Raw genomic sequence first — 20,586 nt, 5'->3', positions numbered from 1 at the left:
ATGAAAGAGGTCACGATTTATCATAATCCACGCTGCACCAAGAGCCGGGAGACCCTCGCCCTCCTCGAACAGCATGGCATTAAGCCGCAAGTGGTATTGTATTTAGATACCCCACCTTCAGTGACAACCCTGAAAGAATTACTGCAACAGCTAGGTTTCAGTGATGCCCGTCAATTGATGCGCACCAAAGAAGATCTCTACAAAACACTGAATCTGGCGGATAAGGCACTGACACAGGATCAATTGCTGCAAGCGATGAGTGAGAATCCTAAGCTCATCGAGCGCCCGATTGTAGTTTATCAAGGCAAAGCACGCATAGGCCGCCCACCAGAGCAGGTGCTGGAGATCTTGCCGTGATTCGGGGTTAGTAACTGAGTACAGCGGCAGTCAGCGAGCTCATCCCGATGAGCTGACTCAAGTCAGTGATTCGGGTGTGTGAGCGCAGCTAACACCGCTGCGGCGCCACAAACGCAGGACACCCCAAAGTCATTGGGGTTGCAGCAAGGCAGCCAGCGAGCTCATCCCGATGAGCTGACTCAAGTCAGTGATTCGGGTGAGTGAGCGCAGCTAACACCGCTGCGGCGCCAAGGACGCAGGGGGATTAAAGCCCCAGGATCTCTTTCACAAAAGGAATAGTCAACTTACGTTGGGCGGTGATAGAAGCGCGATCCAGTTGATCGAGCGTCGTAAATAGGGTGCGCATTTCTCGGTCCAGGCGTTTTAGCAGAAAACGGCCAACATCTTCCGGCAGTTCAAAACCACGCAATTTGGCACGTAATTGTAAAGCCTGCAGTTTTTCATCATCTGACAGCGGCTGCAATTTATAGATCTGCCCCCAATCAAGGCGGGAAGCTAGATCCGGCAAGCCGAGATTTAATTGGCGTGGTGGACGATCGCCGGTAATTAATAAGCGGGTACGACCAGTTTCTACAATGCGGTTATAGAGATTAAATATCGCCATTTCCCACTGCTCATCACCGGCAATACACTCAATATTATCAATACACACCAGCGCGAGTTGCTCCATGCCATCCAGCACTTCCGGCACAAAATAGGCACGTTTATCTAGTGGGACATAACCAACAGCCTCGCCCTTTTGCGATAACTCAGCACAAGCGGCATGTAACAGATGGCTGCGGCCACCGCCTTCACGCGACCAGAAATAGATATAACTGCCATGAGACTGATGCACAGCGGACTGGATCGCCGCTAATAGGGACGGGTTCTCCCCCGGATAAAAACTAGCGAAAGTTTCATCATCGGGAAGATAGAGTGGCAGTGAAAGCTGTGCCGGCGTATTCAGAAGCACCTCAACCAACAAAACGGGCGGGAAAACATGGCAAGCTTACCACAAAAAATTACAACAGCATAAAAACCTGATCTTAGGCGAAAATCTGGCCGAACTGACAATAAGCGCTCGGCCAGATCGCTGTTTATTTCAGCGCGGACTCTTCATCCGGTGCGTCAATAATCTCTTCTTCAGTGCGGATCAAGCTGATCACTTTGAACAATAAGCTCAAGCCAATACCCACAACCGTTGCCAGCGCCATACCTTTCAGTTCAGTCGCGCCAATGTTTACTTTCGCGCCACTCACCCCGATGATCAGAATAACGGAGGTTAAGATCAGGTTTTGTGCTTTGTTGTAGTCAACTTTTGACTCAATCAATACGCGGATACCTGAAGCGGCAATGACGCCGTACAGCAGCAGTGAAACACCGCCCATGACCGGGACGGGCACCGCCTGAATCGCAGCAGCAAGCTTACCAATACACGACAGCATAATAGCCAGAATCGCCGCGCCGCCAATCACCCACGTACTGTAAACACGGGTAATCGCCATAACGCCGATATTCTCACCATAAGTGGTATTCGGTGTGGAACCAAAGAAGCCGGAGATAACCGTCGAAATACCATTGGCAAACATAGAGCGATGTAAGCCTGGGTCACGAATTAAATCCTTTTTGACAATATTCGCGGTTACCACCAAATGCCCGATATGCTCGGCAATCACCACCAGCGCCGCTGGCAAGATAGTCAGAATAGCAAACCACTCAAAACGAGGTGTATAGAACGTTGGTAACGCAAACCAGTGAGCATCACGAATTGGGGTTAAATCCACCACCCCCATCACGAATGACAAAGCATAACCAACCAGCACACCAATCAGAATAGGGATAATGGCAAAGAAACCACGGAACAGCACCGATCCCAGAATGGTCACGCCCAGCGTCACCATTGAAATAATGATGGTATTTGAATCGACCGTCACGCCTTCAGCAGGCAGCAATCCCGCCATACCCGCCGCAACACCCGCAAGCTCAAGGCCGATAACAGCCACAATCGCGCCCATCGCCGCGGGCGGGAAGAGAACATTTAACCAACCGGTGCCGGCCTTTTTCACAATCAGCGCCACCAGACAGAACAGCACGCCGCACATGATAAAACCACCCAATGCCACTTCGTATCCCAGCGGAAGTAACAGCAATACCGGTGAGATAAAGGCAAAGCTGGAACCGAGATAAGCAGGGATTTTTCCCTTACAGATAAACAGGTAAAGCAAGGTTCCGATACCGTTAAATAGCAGCACCGTCGCTGGATTGATTTTAAATAGAATAGGAACTAAAACTGTGGCACCGAACATGGCGAACAAATGTTGAAAACTCAGGGGGATCGTCTGGAGCAGCGGTGGGCGCTCGCTGACGCCAATGGTGCGACGGCTCATTATCTCTATCCTCTCAATTAGAATTAGATGGTTATATGATGTTGGTTGCTTTAAAAAAGTTTGCGCTGAAAATCATTCAAAAAAAAGCCGACTATCAAGTCGGCTATCATCGTTTATTTTGTTCCGAAAATCTTATCACCGGCATCACCCAACCCTGGGATGATATAGCCGTGTTCATTCAAACCTTGATCGATGGAAGCGGTATATAACTCAACATCAGGATGCGCCTCTTCGAGAGCCTTGATGCCTTCAGGTGCCGCAACCAATACCAATACTTTAATACTCTGGCAGCCCGCTTTCTTCAGCAAGTCGATGGTGGCAATCATTGAGCCACCGGTGGCCAACATTGGGTCAACAACTAATGCCATCCGCTCATTGATATTTGACACCAGTTTCTGGAAGTAAGGCACTGGCTTCAAGGTCTCTTCATCACGATAGACACCGACCACACTGATACGCGCACTTGGTACATTTTCCAGCACCCCTTCCATCATGCCCAAACCGGCACGCAGGATTGGCACCACAGTAATTTTCTTACCTTTAATCTGTTCAATCTCAACCGGACCGTTCCAACCTTCGATGGTCACTTTTTCAGTTTCCAAATCGGCGGTTGCCACGTAAGTCAGCAAACTTCCTACTTCAGACGCCAACTCGCGAAAACGCTTCGTACTGATGTCATTCTCACGCATCAAACCAAGTTTATGTTTTACTAGTGGGTGTTTCACCTCAACGATCTTCATTATTTTTCTCCTGGTTAGGCGACTGGCGGCCAAAAAAATCGCGAGATTATACCGCCTTTTTTTTTGAACGCCACAATGAATAGCCTGATTCAGATCAATAGAAAATCATTATTAAGTCAAGAAAGCTAAAAATCAGGGTGATATCACAAGCTACTCGCAAACGTTTGCCTGCGCTGTTAGAATTGTCGCGTTTTCTTCCTATACCCGAAGTAATTGAAGTTGCAGGTAGGCAGCTAGCACGCGAATCCTAATGAGCTTACATCAGTAAGTGATTAGGGTGAGTGTGTGCAGCAACAACCCTGCGGCTCCAAGTAAGAAGGGTAAAAGCTCAAACAGCCAACCGCCGTGGGGACCTCGCAGTGACCAACAAAACCTCTCTCAGCTATAAAGACGCAGGTGTAGATATTGATGCCGGCAATGACCTTGTTGATCGCATAAAAGGTGTGGTTAAACAGACCCGTCGCCCAGAAGTAATGGGTGGATTGGGCGGGTTCGGTGCCCTGTGTGCTCTGCCACAAAAATACCGTGAACCTATTTTAGTTTCAGGCACCGATGGCGTGGGCACCAAGCTGCGTCTGGCAATGGACCTGAAACGTCACGATACCATCGGTATCGATTTAGTCGCTATGTGTGTTAATGACTTGGTAGTTCAAGGTGCTGAACCGCTGTTCTTCCTGGACTATTTTGCTACCGGTAAACTGGATGTAGACACCGCCGCCAGTGTCATTACCGGTATTGCCGAAGGATGCAAACAGTCAGGTTGTGCACTGGTGGGCGGCGAAACAGCCGAAATGCCAGGGATGTACCACGGTGAAGATTATGATGTTGCGGGCTTCTGTGTCGGCGTAGTCGAAAAATCCGAAATCATTGATGGCAGCAAAGTTGCCCCCGGCGATGCTCTGGTGGCTTTAGGTGCCAGCGGCCCGCACTCCAATGGTTATTCGCTGGTGCGTAAAATTCTGGAAGTCAGCAATACCCATCCAGAGCAGACTCAGTTGGAAGGTAAATCTCTGGCCGACCATCTGCTGGAACCGACCAAGATCTACGTAAAATCTATTCTTAGCCTGATTGAGCAACTTGATATTCATGCCATTGCTCACTTGACCGGTGGCGGCTTCTGGGAAAATATCCCGCGGGTATTGCCACAAGGTACTCAAGCCGTTATCGATGAAGCTAGCTGGCAGTGGCCTGCGGTATTTAGCTGGTTGCAGCAAGCCGGTAATGTCAGCCGCCACGAAATGTACCGCACATTTAACTGCGGCGTTGGCATGGTGGTCGCCCTTCCCGCTGATTTGGCCGATAAAGCAGTTGAGTTACTGACCGCATCCGGTGAAAAAGCCTGGAAAATCGGTGTGATTGCCGCCGCCGACGAAGGTGCAGAGCAAGTGGTGATTAACCCGTAACATCAGCGATTAATCATTCAGCCATTTAAGATTTTCGCATCGCGAATAAATCCCGATGAGCTTACTCAGGCATGTGATTCGGGTGAATGAACGTAGCTAACAACCCTGCCGCTTCAAATCTAGGGATACCCAAAGTAATTGGAGCGACAGGTAGGCAGCAAGCGAATGAATCCCGATGAGCTTACTCAGGTAAGTGATTCGGGTGAGTAAGCGTAGCTAACAACCCTGCCGCTTCAAACTCAGGGATACCCAAAGTAATTGGAGCGACAGGTAGGCAGCAAGCGAATGAATCCCGATGAGCTTACTCAGGTAAGTGATTCGGGTGAGTAAGCGTAGCTAACAACCCTGCCGCTTCAAACTCAGGGATACCCAAAGTAATTGGAGCGACAGGTAGGCAGCAAGCGAATGAATCCCGATGAGCTTACTCAGGTAAGTGATTCGGGTGAGTAAGCGTAGCTAACAACCCTGCCGCTTCAAGTACGAAGGGTATATGAAAAAAATAGTGGTTTTGGTCTCCGGCCAAGGAAGCAATCTGCAAGCCCTGATAGATGCCCAGCAGCAAGGGCGCATTTCAGCAACCATTTGTGCGGTATTCAGTAATAATCCGCAGGCTTATGGTTTGGAACGCGCGACGCAAGCCGCGATTCCAGCTCACGCGCTGGATGCTCAAGCATTCTCTGACCGCGCCAGTTTTGATTTGGCATTAGCGCAAGCTATTGACCAATATCAGCCGGATTTACTGGTGCTGGCGGGTTATATGCGGATTCTCAGCCCTGAATTTGTTCAGCATTATGCTGGACGGATGCTGAATATTCACCCTTCCCTATTGCCGAAGTATCCCGGTTTGCACACTCATCGGCAAGCATTGGAAAACGGTGATCAAGAGCATGGTACTTCAGTGCATTTTGTTACTGAAGAGCTGGATGGCGGCCCGGTTATTCTGCAAGCCAAAGTCCCGGTTTTCAGTGAAGACACCGAAGAGGATGTCGTTGAAAGAGTGCAAGCTCAGGAACACAGCATTTATCCGCTCGTCGTCAGTTGGTTTACTGATGGCCGCTTAGTGATGCAAGATAATGCAGCTTGGCTTGATGGCAAGCGCTTACCCACACAAGGGTATGCGGCAGAATAATTCGACTAAAATAGATTAGCTAAAGGCGCTCCCCTTCCACGGTGAGCGCCTTTTTACTTATTCTTTTGTCATCCCCAACGTCATTGGAATTACAGGAAGGCGGTGAGGGAAAGAATCCCGATGAGTTTACATAAGTGAGTGATGTGCGGCTAACACACCTGTAACTTCAAGTACGAAGGGTATAAGGTTATAATTATCAAGGCAGCAGCCGCTGTCGCCCTATAAGGAATAAGTATGTCTACCAATAGCAGCGTCCGGTTACGCCCACTGGAGCGGGATGATCTGCCGTTTGTCCATCAGTTAGATAATAATGCCAGTGTGATGCGCTACTGGTTTGAAGAACCTTACGAGGCCTTTGTCGAGCTATCTGATCTCTATGATAAGCATATTCATGATCAGAGCGAGCGCCGCTTTATTATTGAAGGTCTGGGAGTCAAAGTGGGTTTGGTCGAACTGGTCGAAATTAACCATATTCACCGCCGCGCCGAGTTTCAGATTATTATCGACCCTGCCCATCAAGGTAAAGGTTATGCTGGCTCAGCCGCAAGACTCGCGATGGAGTACGGTTTTTCCGTACTGAATTTGTATAAACTCTATTTGATCGTCGATAAAGAGAATAAAAAAGCGATCCATATCTACAGCAAATTAGGCTTTGAATTGGAAGGTGAGCTAAAACAAGAGTTCTTTATCAATGGTGAATACCGTACTGCAATTCGTATGTGCATTTTCCAGCCACAATATTTGGCTAAATATAAAACGCCATCGATAAAGAGTGCTTAGTCAATTGGGGCCATATGGCCCCAATGTCTATAAATTGAGTTAATTTAACAAATTCAGTAATGTAATATTATCATTTACATTAACTGCGTCTATATTTGATAACAAAAGTTTTTTCGCACCAGCACTGTGGATACTGAAAATATTGTATGCGTATACAATGTTAATAATATCGTCTTCACTCAATGAATCATTATATATAACAAAGGCGCTGATAACCGATTTAATAATAAAGAAATCAATGGTGTATTTGTAAAAATCCCCGACTAGATTATCCGTATCGTTCAGTGCAAACTGATTATGGTAGAAATTATATTGGAATAAATTACGCAAAATATGTGGGTGTTGATTAAATAAAGGCATAACTTTATCACTCCAGGCAGAACTCAACTGCTTCATCCGCTCTTCCAACTGATTAACATCAACCTCATTCATTAAATGATGAATCAGAAATGCCATATAATTAAACAGGGTTTTCTGCCCCCGATTTTGCAAGGCTTTAACTGTACGCCGTTGAAATATCATCAAGAAATGCCATCGTGCATTGGCATTAAAAGGAATGCGGGTCATTTCATTGTGTATTTCGCCAGAAATTAACTTGTCAAGAACAGACTCATACAATGCCGATATTGTTGGTATTTTATCTTCCAGGCTTTTATCGATATCCTGACAACAATGGATGAAAATATTAATAGCATAAATATTTTCTTCGATGTTTTCGTTAGGTGTAAGTATCAGTTGATTGCAACAATAGTTAATCATCTGCCCTTCAGAATTAATTACTCTCTCATTGAAATAATGTTTCTGGTTTACTGCCTCATGATGCAAGCTAAAGGCATTAGGATTAAACAAAACAAGCCGGGTCACTTCCGGGCAGGACAACGTCAGTGTATCGAATTTTTCAGATTGGTACTGATGGTGACTACGCGGATAAGTTGCACAAGTTTGGCTCAATGCTTCGCCACCCAGTCGCTTATGCACCTCACATAATCTTGTTTTATCAAGATAGGGGCAGTTACCATCGTCCTTGAGACGTATTTTAGCCCAATCAGCGGTGTTAGTACGCGTAACTGAAATATTCTTGATTGCTATATTTCTGATCGTTTGATTTTGGCTATTTTTATATTTTCGATAGGTATTTTTATCTATGCTGATATTCCAGCCGTTGCAGCAATGGTCACGACAAGCTGATCCGACGCAACTGAATTTTTTAACAAAGTCGGGCTGAATAATCTGTAATTTTTTCACGAGATAGAGTCCTATTATCACGACTAATTTACAGATAACAAACGACACATTGCCGAGTTAACTTAACTACTCGGTTAAATTAAATTTTTCAGCCCGCATTCTCTATTATATCAATAAAGATAATATCGAGAAATCCTCTCTCATCGCCAAGGCAGTTAGTTGCTGTATAAGTTGTTGGTTTGCCCTATCTGTTGACTCGCGGCAAGCATGATAGGAATAAACAATATCAATCACATCATCTTCAATAAGCTGACCATTTTTAGCGATATGAGCGCTTATCAATAGTTTTAAATAAAAATAATCAATAAGTTGCAGATTAAACATCGTTGTTGCCGACATGCTACCCATTGCCAATTGATCATGATGAATGCGGTAGAGAAAGTAATGACGAAAGACTAAATTATGATCTATAGCCGAAGACCATATTTGTTGTTGGCATAGATATTTTAGATTATGGTCAGTTAGTTTATTGGTAAGGGTATCCAGCAAGGTATAAATATAGGTTGCAAGCACCTTCTTCCCACGAACATCAGGTAATTGTGTTATAAAATCGCGCAAATAACCCACGAGTTCATGACGAATTAGCGGGTCAAAATCTACCTCCATAAATGCCAAAGCCGCTTTCCCCGACTCAACCGTCGCGATTAATTCTGCTCGCAGATGATCTATTTCGACCATTTTATTTTTGCTCGCATCATGACTGATTTGATGAGTCTGCAAAAAATGACTTATTGCCCACAGGTTTTCTTCAATAGACTCGTGCGAGCAGGCAGCAGTAATCGCAGCGCAAGCTCGATTGACCAACCGCTCCTCAGTCACGATATCGGGCGCTTTATAATAGTCATATTGGTTGATGGTAGAAAAACGCAGTGTTAATGCATTAGGCGAAAATAATACCTGTCGAGTCACTTCTGGGCAGGAAAGTGACATGCTTTTGATTTTTTGATTCTTATAAACATGATCAACCTGAGGGTAAGAAGCACAGTTATTACTCAATGCATTCGCACCGATATGTTTATAAATCTGGCATAGCTGTTGCTCGTCGAGGAAAGGGCAATTCCCCTGACGATCAGGGGTTATATTGGCCCAAGCCGCCAAGCTAGTCTGTGTGACAGAAATTTCGGTAACAGCGATGCGTTTAATATCGGAAAAGGGGCTTTTGATATATTTCTGATAACGGTTTCTATCAAGTATGACATGCTGGTTTTTGCAGCAATGCTCTCGACATGCTGTACTCGCACAGCGAAATGATTCCATAAAATCAGGCTGAGTTATCAGTAATTCTTTCACTTAACACTTCCATTCAATAGTCACCCATATAACGGGCGGCACATGAAAGTGTAAACTTAAATCGCGTTAGATAAATAAAGTGAAAACCTTAGAAAAGTATTTTACTGGCCTGCTATATCACACAACAGAGTGAATCCCGATGAGCTGACATAAGTCAGTGATTCGGGTAAACGAAAGCAGCCAACACACCTGCGGCTTGAAAGATGGCAGCTACACATACCCAATAGATTTCGAGTTGCAGGAAGGCGGCAAAAGAGTGAATCCCGATGAGCTGACATAAGTCAGTGATTCGGGTAAGCGAAAGCAGCCAACACACCTGCGGCTTGAAAGATGCAGGGTATTAGCCGTAACGCCCGGTAATATAATCCTCAGTCCGCCGCTGATGTGGCGAAGTAAACAAGGCATCGGTATCGTTATATTCCACTAGCCCCCCTTGATGGATAAAGGCGGTATAGTCTGAAACACGCGCCGCTTGCTGCATGTTATGAGTCACCAAGACCACGGTGTATTGCTGCTTTAATGTGGTTATCAGCTCTTCTATGGTTAGAGTTGAAATAGGGTCCAGTGCCGAGGTTGGTTCATCCAATAACAGCACTTCTGGCTCAATGGCTATGGCTCGGGCTATCACTAAGCGCTGCTGCTGACCACTAGAGAGGCGAAATGCATTTTCACGCAGCCGGTCTTTGACTTCATGCCACAAAGCCCCGGCCCGCAAGGAGCGCTCGACAGCATCATCCAGCACTCGCCGGTCACGGATGCCCTGCAAACGCAGGCCATATACCACATTCTCATAGATTGATTTGGGGAATGGATTAGGCCGCTGGAATACCATGCCCACTCGCCGGCGCAATGCGGCAACATCGGTAGTTTTATCCGTGATAACTTCGCCACCAAGACGAATTTCACCCTCAAGATGGCAGTTATCCAATAAATCGTTCATTCGATTAAAGCAGCGCAATAATGTCGACTTGCCACAACCGGAAGGGCCAATCAGTGCAGTAACACGATGTTTCGGCACATTAAATGAAATATCATGCAGTACCTGTTTGTCACCATAGAATAAATTGAGCTTTTCTACCGCCAGTGCAGTTTGCTCGTGAGTCAATTGCTGTACATCAAGCAGCGGCAGTGAATCCGGCGTCAAAAGTCCCATATTTCGTCCTGCGGGTTAAAAAGTTCAGTCACAGCATCAAACCTCGGTATTTTTCACGTAGATGATGACGAATACCGATCGCCGCTAAATTAAGTCCAACCACAATGATAACCAGCAGTAGCGCGGTGGCAAACACCAATGGCCGTGCAGCTTCCACATTGGGGCTTTGGAAAGCCATATCGTAAATCTGGAAGCTTAAATGCATAAATTTGCGTTCTAAATGCAGGAATGGAAACACCCCGTCGACCGGCAATAACGGTGCCGATTTTACCACCCCAACCAGCATCAGCGGTGCAGTTTCTCCTGCGGCGCGCGCTACCGCCAGAATCAGCCCGGTAATCATAGCTGGAGCGGCCATCGGCAACACAATATGCCACAAGGTTTCGGCTTTGCTGGCCCCTAAAGCCTGCGATCCTTGGCGCAAACTGGCCGGAATTCGGGATAGCCCTTCTTCTGTCGCCACAATCACCACTGGCAATGTCAATAAAGCCAGCGTTAATGCCGCCCATAGCACGCCCGGCGTGCCGAATGTCGGGTTAGGTAGCGCTTCAGGATAAAACAGTTTATCCAGCGAGCCGCCGATAAAATAGACGAAAAAGCCGAGGCCAAATACCCCATAAACAATGGAGGGCACACCAGCCAGATTCACCACGGAAATACGAATCATGCGAGTCAGCCAGTTTTTGCCCGCATATTCATGTAAATATACTGCGGCAATCACCCCCAACGGCATGACCACGATAGACATCAATATCACCATTAATACCGTGCCGAAAATGGCGGGGAATACGCCGCCCTCCGTATTGGCATTACGTGGATTATCAGTCAGAAACTTATGGGTTTGCGCTGCCCAATGACGTAGTTTCTGCCCGAAACTCATATCATTGGGATACCAAGCGAGGTTGATCTGGCTGAGTGAAAGTGGATGCACTTGCCCATTCATATCCCGTAACAGCAGAGTGTAGCGGTTTTGGTCGGTTTGTAGGCCACGCAATTTCGTCATCATTACCTGATGGCTGCGCTGCAACTCCCCCCACTCGGCATCAAAACGGTCCTGTGATTTGCTGTCAAAGTCGCCAGTCATTTGCAGGCGCTTTTTCTCAAGCCGCAATGCCTCAAATTGTTGATTGAGCATGTTCATCTGGCGGAATTGAATATCTTTGGCTTGCCGGACCAGCGCCTGTATCACCGGAATTCGCTTTTGCAGCTCTTGGGCTAAGTCATTGCCCACCAACGGCTGGCCGTTATCCAGCATCCCGGCCAAGAAGCCATAAGCCGTGCCATTGTGCTGACGATCCAATACCAGCAAGTCTTTAGGTTGGCTGCGCTGCTGAATATCGCTGTCTAGTAACCGGTGAAAGTCTTGCCCTTGCACCTCGCGATTACCGGTTTTAATCAGATAGCGAGTCACTGTGTCACCCGCCTCTGGCGGCAAAGTCACTCCAGCCTGCTCTAATTGTTGACGTGACAGTGACTGCTGTTGATAAATCTCGCCAATGACTCTCACCGGGCCAGCAGCAGTTTGCTTAAGTTCAAACAGGTAAACCGGGCTAGGCCAAAAATAGCGCATCCCTTGCCCGGCTAATAATAAGATTACACCGAGCAAGGCCAACAGACTGATACTGACAGCGCCAGCCGTCAGCCAGATCCATGGCGAACCCGATGCAAACCATTTTTTGGTAAAGCTGGACTTTACAGCGGCTGTCATCACGCAATCTGCTCCGTCTGATAGCGTTCACGCAACCGCAGGCGAATGGATTCGGCGAGCGTATTGACTAAGAACGTGAAACAAAACAGAACCAATGCCGTCAAGAACAGCACCCGATAATGCCCACTCCCCATCACTGCTTCCGGCATCTCAATAGCAATGTTGGCGGCCATCGCCCGTAACCCCTGGAAAATACTGCCATCAATGATAGGTGTGTTCCCGGTCGCCATCAGTACAATCATGGTCTCGCCCACGGCACGGCCAAAACCGATCATCAGTGCAGAGAAAATACCGGCGTAAGCTGAAGGCAGCACGACACGAATCACGGTCTGCCAAGGGGTGGCCCCCAGCGCCAACGAGCCCTGACTTAGCGACGATGGCACACTGAATAAAGCATCTTCGGCTAGCGAGAAAATCACCGGAATCAGAGCAAATCCCATGGCGATACCCACCACTAAAGCATTGCGCTGGTCATAGTTATCCCCCAACCATTCATGCAATGGCATCCCCAGCACCGATACCGCCAACAGTGGCCCTAGCCACAATGCCAACCACCCGGTTAGCAGGATGACGGGCAGTAATACCATCACATCCCAGCCCGCAGGCCACTGTCGCTGTGTTTTTGCCGACAAGCGGGCACTGCCCCAACCGCACAATAAAATAGTCAGCGCCAATAATGGCGGCAGCAATAGAATGCCAGTCAGATAATGTTCAATTACCGGAGCCAGCCAAATACCGGCAATCAAACCGATAACCACCGTCGGGAATGCGCCCATCATCTCAATGGCCGGTTTAACCACGCGACGCAAGCCCGCCGACATGAAATAAGCCGTATAAATTGCCCCTGCCAGTGCCAGTGGCACGGCGAATAACATGGCGTAACCTGCTGCTTTTAAGGTACCGAAGATAATCGGTATCAGGCTGAATTTGGCTTGATAACTCTCTTCTGCTGAGCTTGACTGCCAGACATAGGCCGGTTCGGGATAATTTTCGTACCATACCCGCTGCCATAGACTGCGCCTGCTGATGTCAGGGTAGCGATTATCGATGGGATAAGCTGACCAACCGGCGGCATTCTCCACCAGCAAGTGATCCCCCCAAGGAGAGAACGCTGCATGGGTTACTCCCTGCGCCAGTTTATGTTGCAGCAGTGGTGCTGACTGAATACTGGAGAACAGTGACAATTCACCTGGGGGTGATACTGAAGCAAATACCCGACGTGCGTTTTCAGTCGTTAGTAAGCCCTTACCTTGGGGGGTAAAGTTGCGAATACGCGTCAAATGGTATTGATTGTCTGGCTCTTTTGGCACATCAAACCATTGGGTTAATTGCCCATCAGAGGATTGCACCAGTAGCGATTTCCCACCCGCCAATAAAGAGAGGCTCAGTGGCCCGGTGGCGCGAGATTTGTCATCAAGCAAAGGGACGACTTCACGCAGTGTCAGCCCAGGGCCGAATTGATAGATATACAGTTGCTGACCGGAGAGGAGATAAAGCAAACGCCCGTCTGGCGTTAATAACAGTTGATTGATGGCCTTGGGCACATCCATCTGTTCGCTGACTTGCTGGCCTTGCGCGCTAAACGTCCCGGTCATCAAGCGGCCATCATCAGTAACCGCCGCGATGGCAAATTGCCGTGGTTGCGGCTCAGCCACCGCCAATTGATTCAGACGCTGGCCTTTCAAATCCATAAAGCGCGGTTGTTCACCTAGCGGAAATTGCCAAACTGGCGGTGTGGCGGAAAAATCGGGTTGCAGCAGAAGAAAACGGCCATTACTCAGGCCAACACCATACAAAGGCTGCCCACCCACCGCGCGGCTGATTGACACTGGCGCAGGCGCTAACTGTTGCGCACTAATTAAGCTCCCGGCAGGAGATTCCCCCTGAGCTTCGAGGCGAATAAAATAGCCTTTGCCTTGTGCATCCAGGCGATACCCCATCTGCCCCGAGGCATCAATCCCCAGAGCAATGGTGGGCGCGCTACGATCTACAGCAAAGGATGGGGATAAATTGATGGCGGCGGGCTTAAACAGAGGCAGAACGGCGTACAATAAATAAACGAAAATCAGCATTAAGGTCAGCAAAACCAACAAGCCGCTGCTTGTTACTATCATGCGCACCAGACGTTCAATGACAGCCCGGCGCTTATCTCTCCCTGATGGTCTCACTACGCCCGCTTGCTGCATAATCTTCGATTGCCCCATGCCCTTACGCTATATCCAGTCTATGTTATTAATCTAATCGCCCATCTATACCCTAAGATGACCGAGTATCTTATGTCAGTTTTGTGGCGTTTGCATGACAATGTTGCTGATGGCGGCCTGACGATGTTTGCCACGGTGGCGAATAAAGTTAACTAATGATATCTGTTGGACTTTCTTGTCAATCTTTCGCAATAATGATTGTGGACACTAAATACTCCCACAATAATCTTACTGGAGTTGCAATGGGTCAGGAAAAGCTCTACACCGAAAAAGAACTCAGTTGGTTATCTTTTAATGAGCGGGTATTGCAGGAAGCTGCGGATAAGAGCAATCCACTCATTGAGCGGATGCGGTTCCTTGGTATTTACTCCAATAATCTTGATGAGTTCTATAAAGTCCGTTTTGCTGATCTAAAACGGCGCATTCTGATTAGTGAAGAGCAAGGCTCCGCCGTAACTTCCCGTCACTTGCTGAAGAAAATTCAAAGCAAAGTGGTGAAAGCTGATCAAGAATTTGACGGGCTATATAATGATTTATTACTGGAAATGGCGCGTAATCAAATCTTCCTGATTAATGAGCGGCAAATTTCCGAAAATCAGCAAATCTGGCTAAAACAATATTTTAAGCAGCATCTGCGCCAACACATCACGCCGATTCTGATTAACCACGACACCAATTTGGTGCAATTCCTTAAAGACGATTATACCTATCTGGCGGTGGAGATTATCCGTGGTCAGGAAATCGCCTATGCACTGCTAGAAATTCCTTCCGATAAAGTTCCGCGTTTCGTTAATTTGCCACCAGAAGCTCCTCGTCGCCGCAAACCAATGATATTACTTGATAATATATTGAGATATTGCCTGGATGAGATATTCAAAGGCTTCTTTGATTATGATGCGCTGAATGCTTATTCCATGAAGATGACCCGTGATGCCGAATATGATTTGGTCACTGAAATGGAATCCAGCTTGCTGGAATTGATGTCATCGAGCTTGAAACAGCGCCTGACGGCAGAACCGGTGCGCTTTGTTTATCAACGTGATATGCCCGATGAGATGGTGGAATTGCTGCGCGGCAAGCTGGGTATTTCTAATGATGACTCAGTCATTGCCGGTGGTCGGTATCACAATTTTAAAGACTTTATTAACTTCCCGAACGTCGGCAAAAGTAATCTGGTTAATCGGCCCATGCCGCGTCTGCGCCATATTTGGTTTGATAAGTTCCGCAATGGCTTTGATGCCATTCGGGAACAAGATGTGCTGCTCTATTATCCGTATCACACCTTCGAGCACGTATTAGAATTACTGCGCCAGGCATCATTCGATCCGAGCGTATTGGCGATTAAAATCAATATTTATCGCGTCGCAAAAGATTCGCGCATTATCGAATCGATGATCCATGCCGCCCATAATGGCAAGAAAGTGACGGTGGTGGTGGAATTACAAGCGCGCTTTGATGAAGAGGCCAATATTCATTGGGCGAAAAGTCTGACCGCTGCTGGCGTACACGTTATTTTCTCTGCTCCGGGTTTGAAAATTCACGCCAAGTTATTCCTAATCTCCCGTCTTGAGGGCGAAGAGATTGTGCGCTATGCCCATATCGGCACCGGTAACTTTAACGAAAAAACGGCGCGTCTTTATACCGACTATTCTTTATTAACCGCAGATGCGCGTATTACGAATGAAGTGCGTCGGGTGTTTAACTTTATTGAGAATCCTTACCGCCCGGTCAAGTTCGATAATCTGATGGTGTCACCACAGAACTCACGCTTAATGCTGTATCAATTGATTGATCAGGAAATTATTCATGCTCAGGCCGGTGAAAGTGCCGGGATTACCCTGAAGATAAATAATTTAGTGGATAAAGGTCTGGTAGATAGGTTATATAGCGCCTCCAGTGCAGGGGTGAAAATACGCCTTTTAGTCAGAGGGATGTGTTCGTTAATCCCAAATATGCCGGGGATCAGCGATAATATACAAGTCACCAGTATTGTAGACCGCTTCCTCGAGCATGACCGGGTTTACGTCTTTGAGAATAAAGGTGACAAGCTGGTGTATCTCTCTTCCGCTGACTGGATGACACGTAACATTGATTATCGTATTGAGGTCGCCGTCTCATTGCTGGACCCGAGACTAAAACAGCGGGTGCTGGATATTTTAGAGCTGCTGTTCAACGACACGGTAAAAGCCCGTTATATTGATAAAGAACTGAGTAATCGTTATGTACCGCGTGGAAACAGGCGCAAAGTACGTGCACAGATTGCCATCTATGATTATTTAAAAGCGCTGGAACAACCAGAGCAGTAAGGCTAAAACTATGCCGCTAACCAACAATTCGACTACCACAAAACCGCAAGAAATTGCAGCTATCGACTTGGGTTCAAACAGTTTCCATATGGTAATTGCCCGCGTCGTCAACGGTGCTTTGCAGGTTTTGGGGCGCCTGAAGCAGCGCGTGCATCTGGCTGATGGTCTGGATAGCAATAATATGCTCAGCGAAGAAGCTATTGAGCGGGGGCTGGCTTGTCTGGCACTGTTTGCTGAGCGTTTGCAGGGTTTCTCACCCGATAACGTCTGCATCGTCGGTACTCATTCATTGCGACAAGCCGCTAACGCGGAAACCTTCCTCAAGCGCGCAGCCGAAGTGATTCCCTACCCGATTGAAATCATTTCCGGTCAGGAAGAGGCACGTCTGATTTTTATGGGCGTCGAACATACTCAGCCGGAGAAAGGCCGCAAGCTGGTGATTGATATCGGTGGCGGTTCAACCGAGTTGGTTATTGGCGAGGATTTTGAGCCATTGCTGGTAGAAAGCCGCCGCATGGGCTGTGTCAGCTTTGCTCAACAGTTCTTCCCGCATGGCGAAATCAGTAAAGTGAATTTCAAGCGCGCGCGCTTGGCTGCGGCCCAAAAGCTGGAAAATCTGGCGTGGCAATATCGGATTCAAGGTTGGCAATATGCGCTTGGCGCATCCGGCACTATCAAGGCCACCTATGAAGTGTTGGTGGAGATGGGCGAGAAAGATGGTTTGATCACGCCAGAACGCCTTGAGATGCTGGTTGATCAAGTGCTGCAATTCAAACATTTCTCCGCACTGAGTCTGCCGGGGTTATCAGAAGATCGTCAGTCGGTATTTGTGCCGGGGCTGGCTATCTTGTGTGGTGTATTCGATGCCTTAGCTGTCAAAGAGTTACGTTTATCCGATGGTGCGCTGCGTGAGGGCGTTCTGTATGAAATGGAAGGCCGTTTCCGCCACCAGGATATCCGTCAGCGCACAGCCAAAAGTCTGGCCGAGCACTATAACATTGACCGGGAACAGGCACGCCGAGTGTTGGAAACCACCGAGCAGCTTTACACTCAATGGTTGGCGCAGAACTCCAAGCTGGTACAACCGCAGTTGGAAGCATTGTTAAGATGGGCGGCGATGCTGCATGAAGTTGGCCTGAGCATTAATCACAGCGGGATGCACCGTCATTCGGCTTATATTCTGCAAAACACTAACTTGCCGGGCTTTAATCAAGAGCAGCAATTATTGCTGGCAACCTTGGTGAGAATGCACCGTAAAGGGATTAAGCTCGATGAGTTGCCGCGTCTGAATTTATTCAAGAAAAAGTACTATTTGCCGTTAATTCAGCTATTACGTTTGAGTACTTTACTGAACAATCAGCGCCAATCGACGACTACGCCAGAAAGTCTGCGACTGATAACTGATGATGGTCACTGGACACTGCGTTTCCCTGCCGGTTATCTGGCGCAAAATAATCTGGTGCAACTGGATTTTGAGCGCGAGCAGGCATATTGGGACGATGTGGTTGGCTGGAAACTGATTATTGAAGAAGAAGCAGCGGAAGATACTGAAGCCGACGCGCCGAAAGCATAATGAGAACAAATCCCGATAAGCTGACTCCAGTCAGTGATTCGGGTGAGTGAAAGCAGCTAGCACCGCCACTGCGCCAAAGACGAAGGGCTTGCCCAAAGTCATTGAGGTTGCAGCAAGGCAGCAAGCGAGCAAATCCCGATGAGCTGACTCCAGTCAGTGATTCGAGTAAGTGAAAGCAGCCAACACCGCCACTGCGCCAAAGACGAAGGGCTTGCCCAAAGTCATTGGGATTGCAGCAAGGCAGCAAGCGAACAAATCCCGATGAGCTGACTCCAGTCAGTGATTCGGGTGAGTGAGAGCAGCTAACACCGCTGCAGCACCAAGGACGAAGGGCAAGGAGATTATGAAAAGAAGGCCATCAACACAGCTAACAAAAATCATCTTGCTGGTGAGTTTTCTCATTCTATTTGGCCGTTTATTGTATGCGGGGATTGCGTCTATGTCCCACCATCAGGAGCGTCGGCAATCACAGCAGCTTGAGCAGACTGTAGAAGGCGAGCCTGCGGGCCCGCATGAGACTGATCTCAGCCCATAAAAGTCGTGTTCAGCGCCCTTAGCCACCTCCAACGCAAATACTCAGCATATTTTGCGGTTTGCCGAGGTGAGACTTAGAGAAGGGCCGAGTCATTGACTGTAGCCACACACCTGCGACTTGAAAGATGAAGGGTATATTTCGAATCAAGGACACACTATGCCAGTGCCAATAACTCCTGTGCCACTTTCCGCCATGGTAAAAAGTAAAGCTAAAAACAACGCTAAAAAACTGGCTGAAATACGCAACCGAATACTTACCCTATTACTGAATGATAAAGCCTTAGTTGACGGTATTCTTGGCCGTCAGGGTGAAAAGGAAACCATCAGTGATGAGGATCTGCTAGAAAAAAAAATTGAAATCAAGAGTCTGCTTGATGACTTGCACGCAGCTGACCTTGCCGACTTGCTGGAAGCCTTGCCCAATGATGAACGTCTGGCATTGTGGCGGTTAGTCAAAAACGAAAAACGCGGTCAAACGCTGGTCGAAGTCTCTGAGACGGTGTGGGACACGCTGATCAAAGAGATGAGCGATAAAGACCTGTTAAAGGCCATGCGCACCTTGCATGTCGATGAACAGGCTTATCTGGCTGAATACTTGCCGCGTAACTTGATGGGCCGTTTGCTCACTTCATTGGATCCGGATCAGCGGGCTCGCGTACGGGAAGTTATCCAGTATGGCCGGGATACCGTCGGTCAGATGATGGATTTCGAATTAGTGACAGTTCGTGCTGATGTCTCGCTGGGAACGGTACACCGCTATTTACGCTATCGAAAAAATATTCCCGATGCCACAGATAAAATCTTCGTCGTTGACCGTAAAAATACCTTACTCGGCGAACTTCCATTGACGGCTATTCTCCTCAACTCACTGGATACTAAAGTATTTCAGGTGATGGAGAGCAACCCAATAACATTCCAGCCGGAACAGAAAGCAGAAGATGCCGCTGGGGCTTTTGAACGTTATGACTTAATCAGTGCGGCAGTCATTGATGCCAAAGGCAAACTGATGGGCCGTTTGACCATCGAAGAAATTGTTGACGTGGTCAATGAAGAGAGCGATACCACCTTAAGACGGATGGGGGGCTTAAGCCCGGAAGAGGATGTGTTCTCCCCGGTAGGTCGTGCCGTGCGGACCCGTTGGTCATGGCTGGCCATCAATCTTTGTACCGCTTTTGTCGCCTCCAGGGTTATTGGTTTATTTGAGGATACCATCTCGCAATTAGTGGCTCTGGCCGCCTTAATGCCCATTGTAGCCGGCATTGGCGGTAACACCGGGAATCAGACCATCACCATGATTGTGCGTGCCTTGGCCTTGCATCATATCCAGCAAGGTAACATCACATTCTTGATGTTCAGAGAATTAGGTGTGGCGCTGATTAATGGTTTGGTTTGGGGCGGCATTATGGGCGTGGTCACTTATCTGCTCTATGGCGACCCTGCTATGGGGGGCGTTATGACATTGGCAATGATTCTTAATTTGCTAATGGCGGCGCTGATGGGGGTCATTATCCCGATGACAATGGCACGTCTAGGCCGAGACCCGGCTATCGGTTCCAGTGTCATGATCACAGCAATCACTGATACTGGCGGCTTTTTCATCTTTCTGGGACTCGCCACCATATTCTTAGTCTAATAATGATGATAATAGAAAATAATTAATTAAGCATTGAGCAGCCGAATATCACTCGTCAATGCTCATCTATACTAAACTATTGAATATGACCGTATTTTAAAAACGGTATATTGCTATGTGGTGGATTTTTCTATCACAATCAAAATACTTGCGAGCAAAATAAGG

The 20,586-nt window shown here is 47.7% G+C and carries 17 protein-coding genes; 9 read left to right on the top strand and 8 right to left on the bottom strand.

The window, feature by feature from the left end; translation table 11 throughout:
- Positions 1-357, top strand: a complete 357-nt coding sequence (gene arsC, locus FTA96_RS05770) for an arsenate reductase (glutaredoxin) (protein WP_050136549.1) — start codon at positions 1-3, stop codon at positions 355-357.
- Between the two features lie 78 nt (positions 358-435).
- Positions 436-561, top strand: coding sequence for a hypothetical protein (locus FTA96_RS23665; protein WP_261172619.1), 126 nt, complete (start codon positions 436-438; stop codon positions 559-561).
- 40 nt (positions 562-601) lie between these two features.
- Here FTA96_RS23665 and hda read toward each other — a convergent pair whose 3' ends face one another.
- From hda to upp, 3 genes are all read right to left on the bottom strand, one after another.
- Positions 602-1,309, bottom strand: coding sequence for a DnaA inactivator Hda (gene hda / locus FTA96_RS05765; protein WP_032910750.1), 708 nt, complete (start codon positions 1,307-1,309; stop codon positions 602-604).
- A 124-nt stretch (positions 1,310-1,433) separates the two neighbouring features.
- Positions 1,434-2,723, bottom strand: a complete 1,290-nt coding sequence (gene uraA / locus FTA96_RS05760; RefSeq protein WP_050111095.1) for a uracil permease — start codon at positions 2,721-2,723, stop codon at positions 1,434-1,436.
- A 113-nt stretch (positions 2,724-2,836) separates the two neighbouring features.
- Complete coding sequence (gene upp, locus FTA96_RS05755; protein ID WP_050122911.1) at positions 2,837-3,463, bottom strand: uracil phosphoribosyltransferase; 627 nt, start codon at positions 3,461-3,463, stop codon at positions 2,837-2,839.
- 359 nt (positions 3,464-3,822) lie between these two features.
- Between upp and purM the strand changes: the two genes are divergently transcribed.
- The 3 genes from purM (at position 3,823) to speG (ending at position 6,775) form a co-directional block, all read left to right on the top strand.
- Positions 3,823-4,866 carry a phosphoribosylformylglycinamidine cyclo-ligase gene (purM, locus tag FTA96_RS05750; protein WP_050111099.1) on the top strand — a complete coding sequence of 348 codons (1,044 nt, stop codon included), beginning with the start codon at positions 3,823-3,825 and terminating at the stop codon, positions 4,864-4,866.
- A 490-nt stretch (positions 4,867-5,356) separates the two neighbouring features.
- A complete protein-coding gene (purN, locus tag FTA96_RS05745) occupies positions 5,357-5,995 on the top strand; it encodes a phosphoribosylglycinamide formyltransferase (protein WP_050111101.1) in 639 nt (212 codons plus the stop codon).
- A gap of 234 nt (positions 5,996-6,229) precedes the next feature.
- On the top strand, positions 6,230-6,775 hold the full coding sequence (speG, locus tag FTA96_RS05740) for a spermidine N1-acetyltransferase (protein ID WP_050111104.1): 546 nt from the start codon (positions 6,230-6,232) through the stop codon (positions 6,773-6,775).
- Between the two features lie 39 nt (positions 6,776-6,814).
- Here speG and fliB (FTA96_RS05735) read toward each other — a convergent pair whose 3' ends face one another.
- From fliB (FTA96_RS05735) to FTA96_RS05715, 5 genes are all read right to left on the bottom strand, one after another.
- Entirely contained in the window at positions 6,815-8,020 is a 1,206-nt protein-coding gene (fliB, locus tag FTA96_RS05735) for a flagellin lysine-N-methylase (RefSeq protein WP_050122913.1), read from the bottom strand.
- A 105-nt stretch (positions 8,021-8,125) separates the two neighbouring features.
- Positions 8,126-9,310, bottom strand: coding sequence for a flagellin lysine-N-methylase (gene fliB / locus FTA96_RS05730; RefSeq protein ID WP_145573332.1), 1,185 nt, complete (start codon positions 9,308-9,310; stop codon positions 8,126-8,128).
- 340 nt (positions 9,311-9,650) lie between these two features.
- On the bottom strand, positions 9,651-10,463 hold the full coding sequence (pstB, locus tag FTA96_RS05725; protein WP_145573330.1) for a phosphate ABC transporter ATP-binding protein PstB: 813 nt from the start codon (positions 10,461-10,463) through the stop codon (positions 9,651-9,653).
- A gap of 28 nt (positions 10,464-10,491) precedes the next feature.
- The gene (gene pstA / locus FTA96_RS05720; protein WP_050122915.1) at positions 10,492-12,171 is read right to left on the bottom strand and encodes a phosphate ABC transporter permease PstA; all 1,680 of its coding nucleotides are present in this window, start codon (positions 12,169-12,171) and stop codon (positions 10,492-10,494) included.
- Positions 12,171-14,357, bottom strand: a complete 2,187-nt coding sequence (locus FTA96_RS05715) for an ABC transporter permease subunit (protein ID WP_186372856.1) — start codon at positions 14,355-14,357, stop codon at positions 12,171-12,173. Before FTA96_RS05715 ends, pstA begins: the two co-directional genes overlap by 1 nt.
- Before the next feature lie 260 nt (positions 14,358-14,617).
- On the opposite strand from FTA96_RS05715, the gene ppk1 reads away from it, so the two are divergent.
- The 4 genes from ppk1 (at position 14,618) to mgtE (ending at position 20,421) form a co-directional block, all read left to right on the top strand.
- Positions 14,618-16,681, top strand: coding sequence for a polyphosphate kinase 1 (gene ppk1, locus FTA96_RS05710; protein ID WP_050111116.1), 2,064 nt, complete (start codon positions 14,618-14,620; stop codon positions 16,679-16,681).
- 10 nt (positions 16,682-16,691) lie between these two features.
- Positions 16,692-18,254, top strand: a complete 1,563-nt coding sequence (ppx, locus tag FTA96_RS05705) for an exopolyphosphatase (RefSeq protein ID WP_050111118.1) — start codon at positions 16,692-16,694, stop codon at positions 18,252-18,254.
- Positions 18,255-18,597: 343 nt separating this feature from the next.
- Complete coding sequence (locus FTA96_RS05700; RefSeq protein WP_050111262.1) at positions 18,598-18,789, top strand: YfgG family protein; 192 nt, start codon at positions 18,598-18,600, stop codon at positions 18,787-18,789.
- 156 nt (positions 18,790-18,945) lie between these two features.
- Positions 18,946-20,421, top strand: a complete 1,476-nt coding sequence (mgtE, locus tag FTA96_RS05695; RefSeq protein WP_050111263.1) for a magnesium transporter — start codon at positions 18,946-18,948, stop codon at positions 20,419-20,421.
- Positions 20,422-20,586 lie beyond the last annotated feature (165 nt).

The sequence above is a fragment of the Yersinia alsatica genome (genome assembly GCF_902170305.1).
Classification (GTDB): Bacteria; Pseudomonadota; Gammaproteobacteria; order Enterobacterales; family Enterobacteriaceae; genus Yersinia; species Yersinia alsatica.
This window is presented reverse-complemented; position numbering and strand designations above follow the sequence as displayed.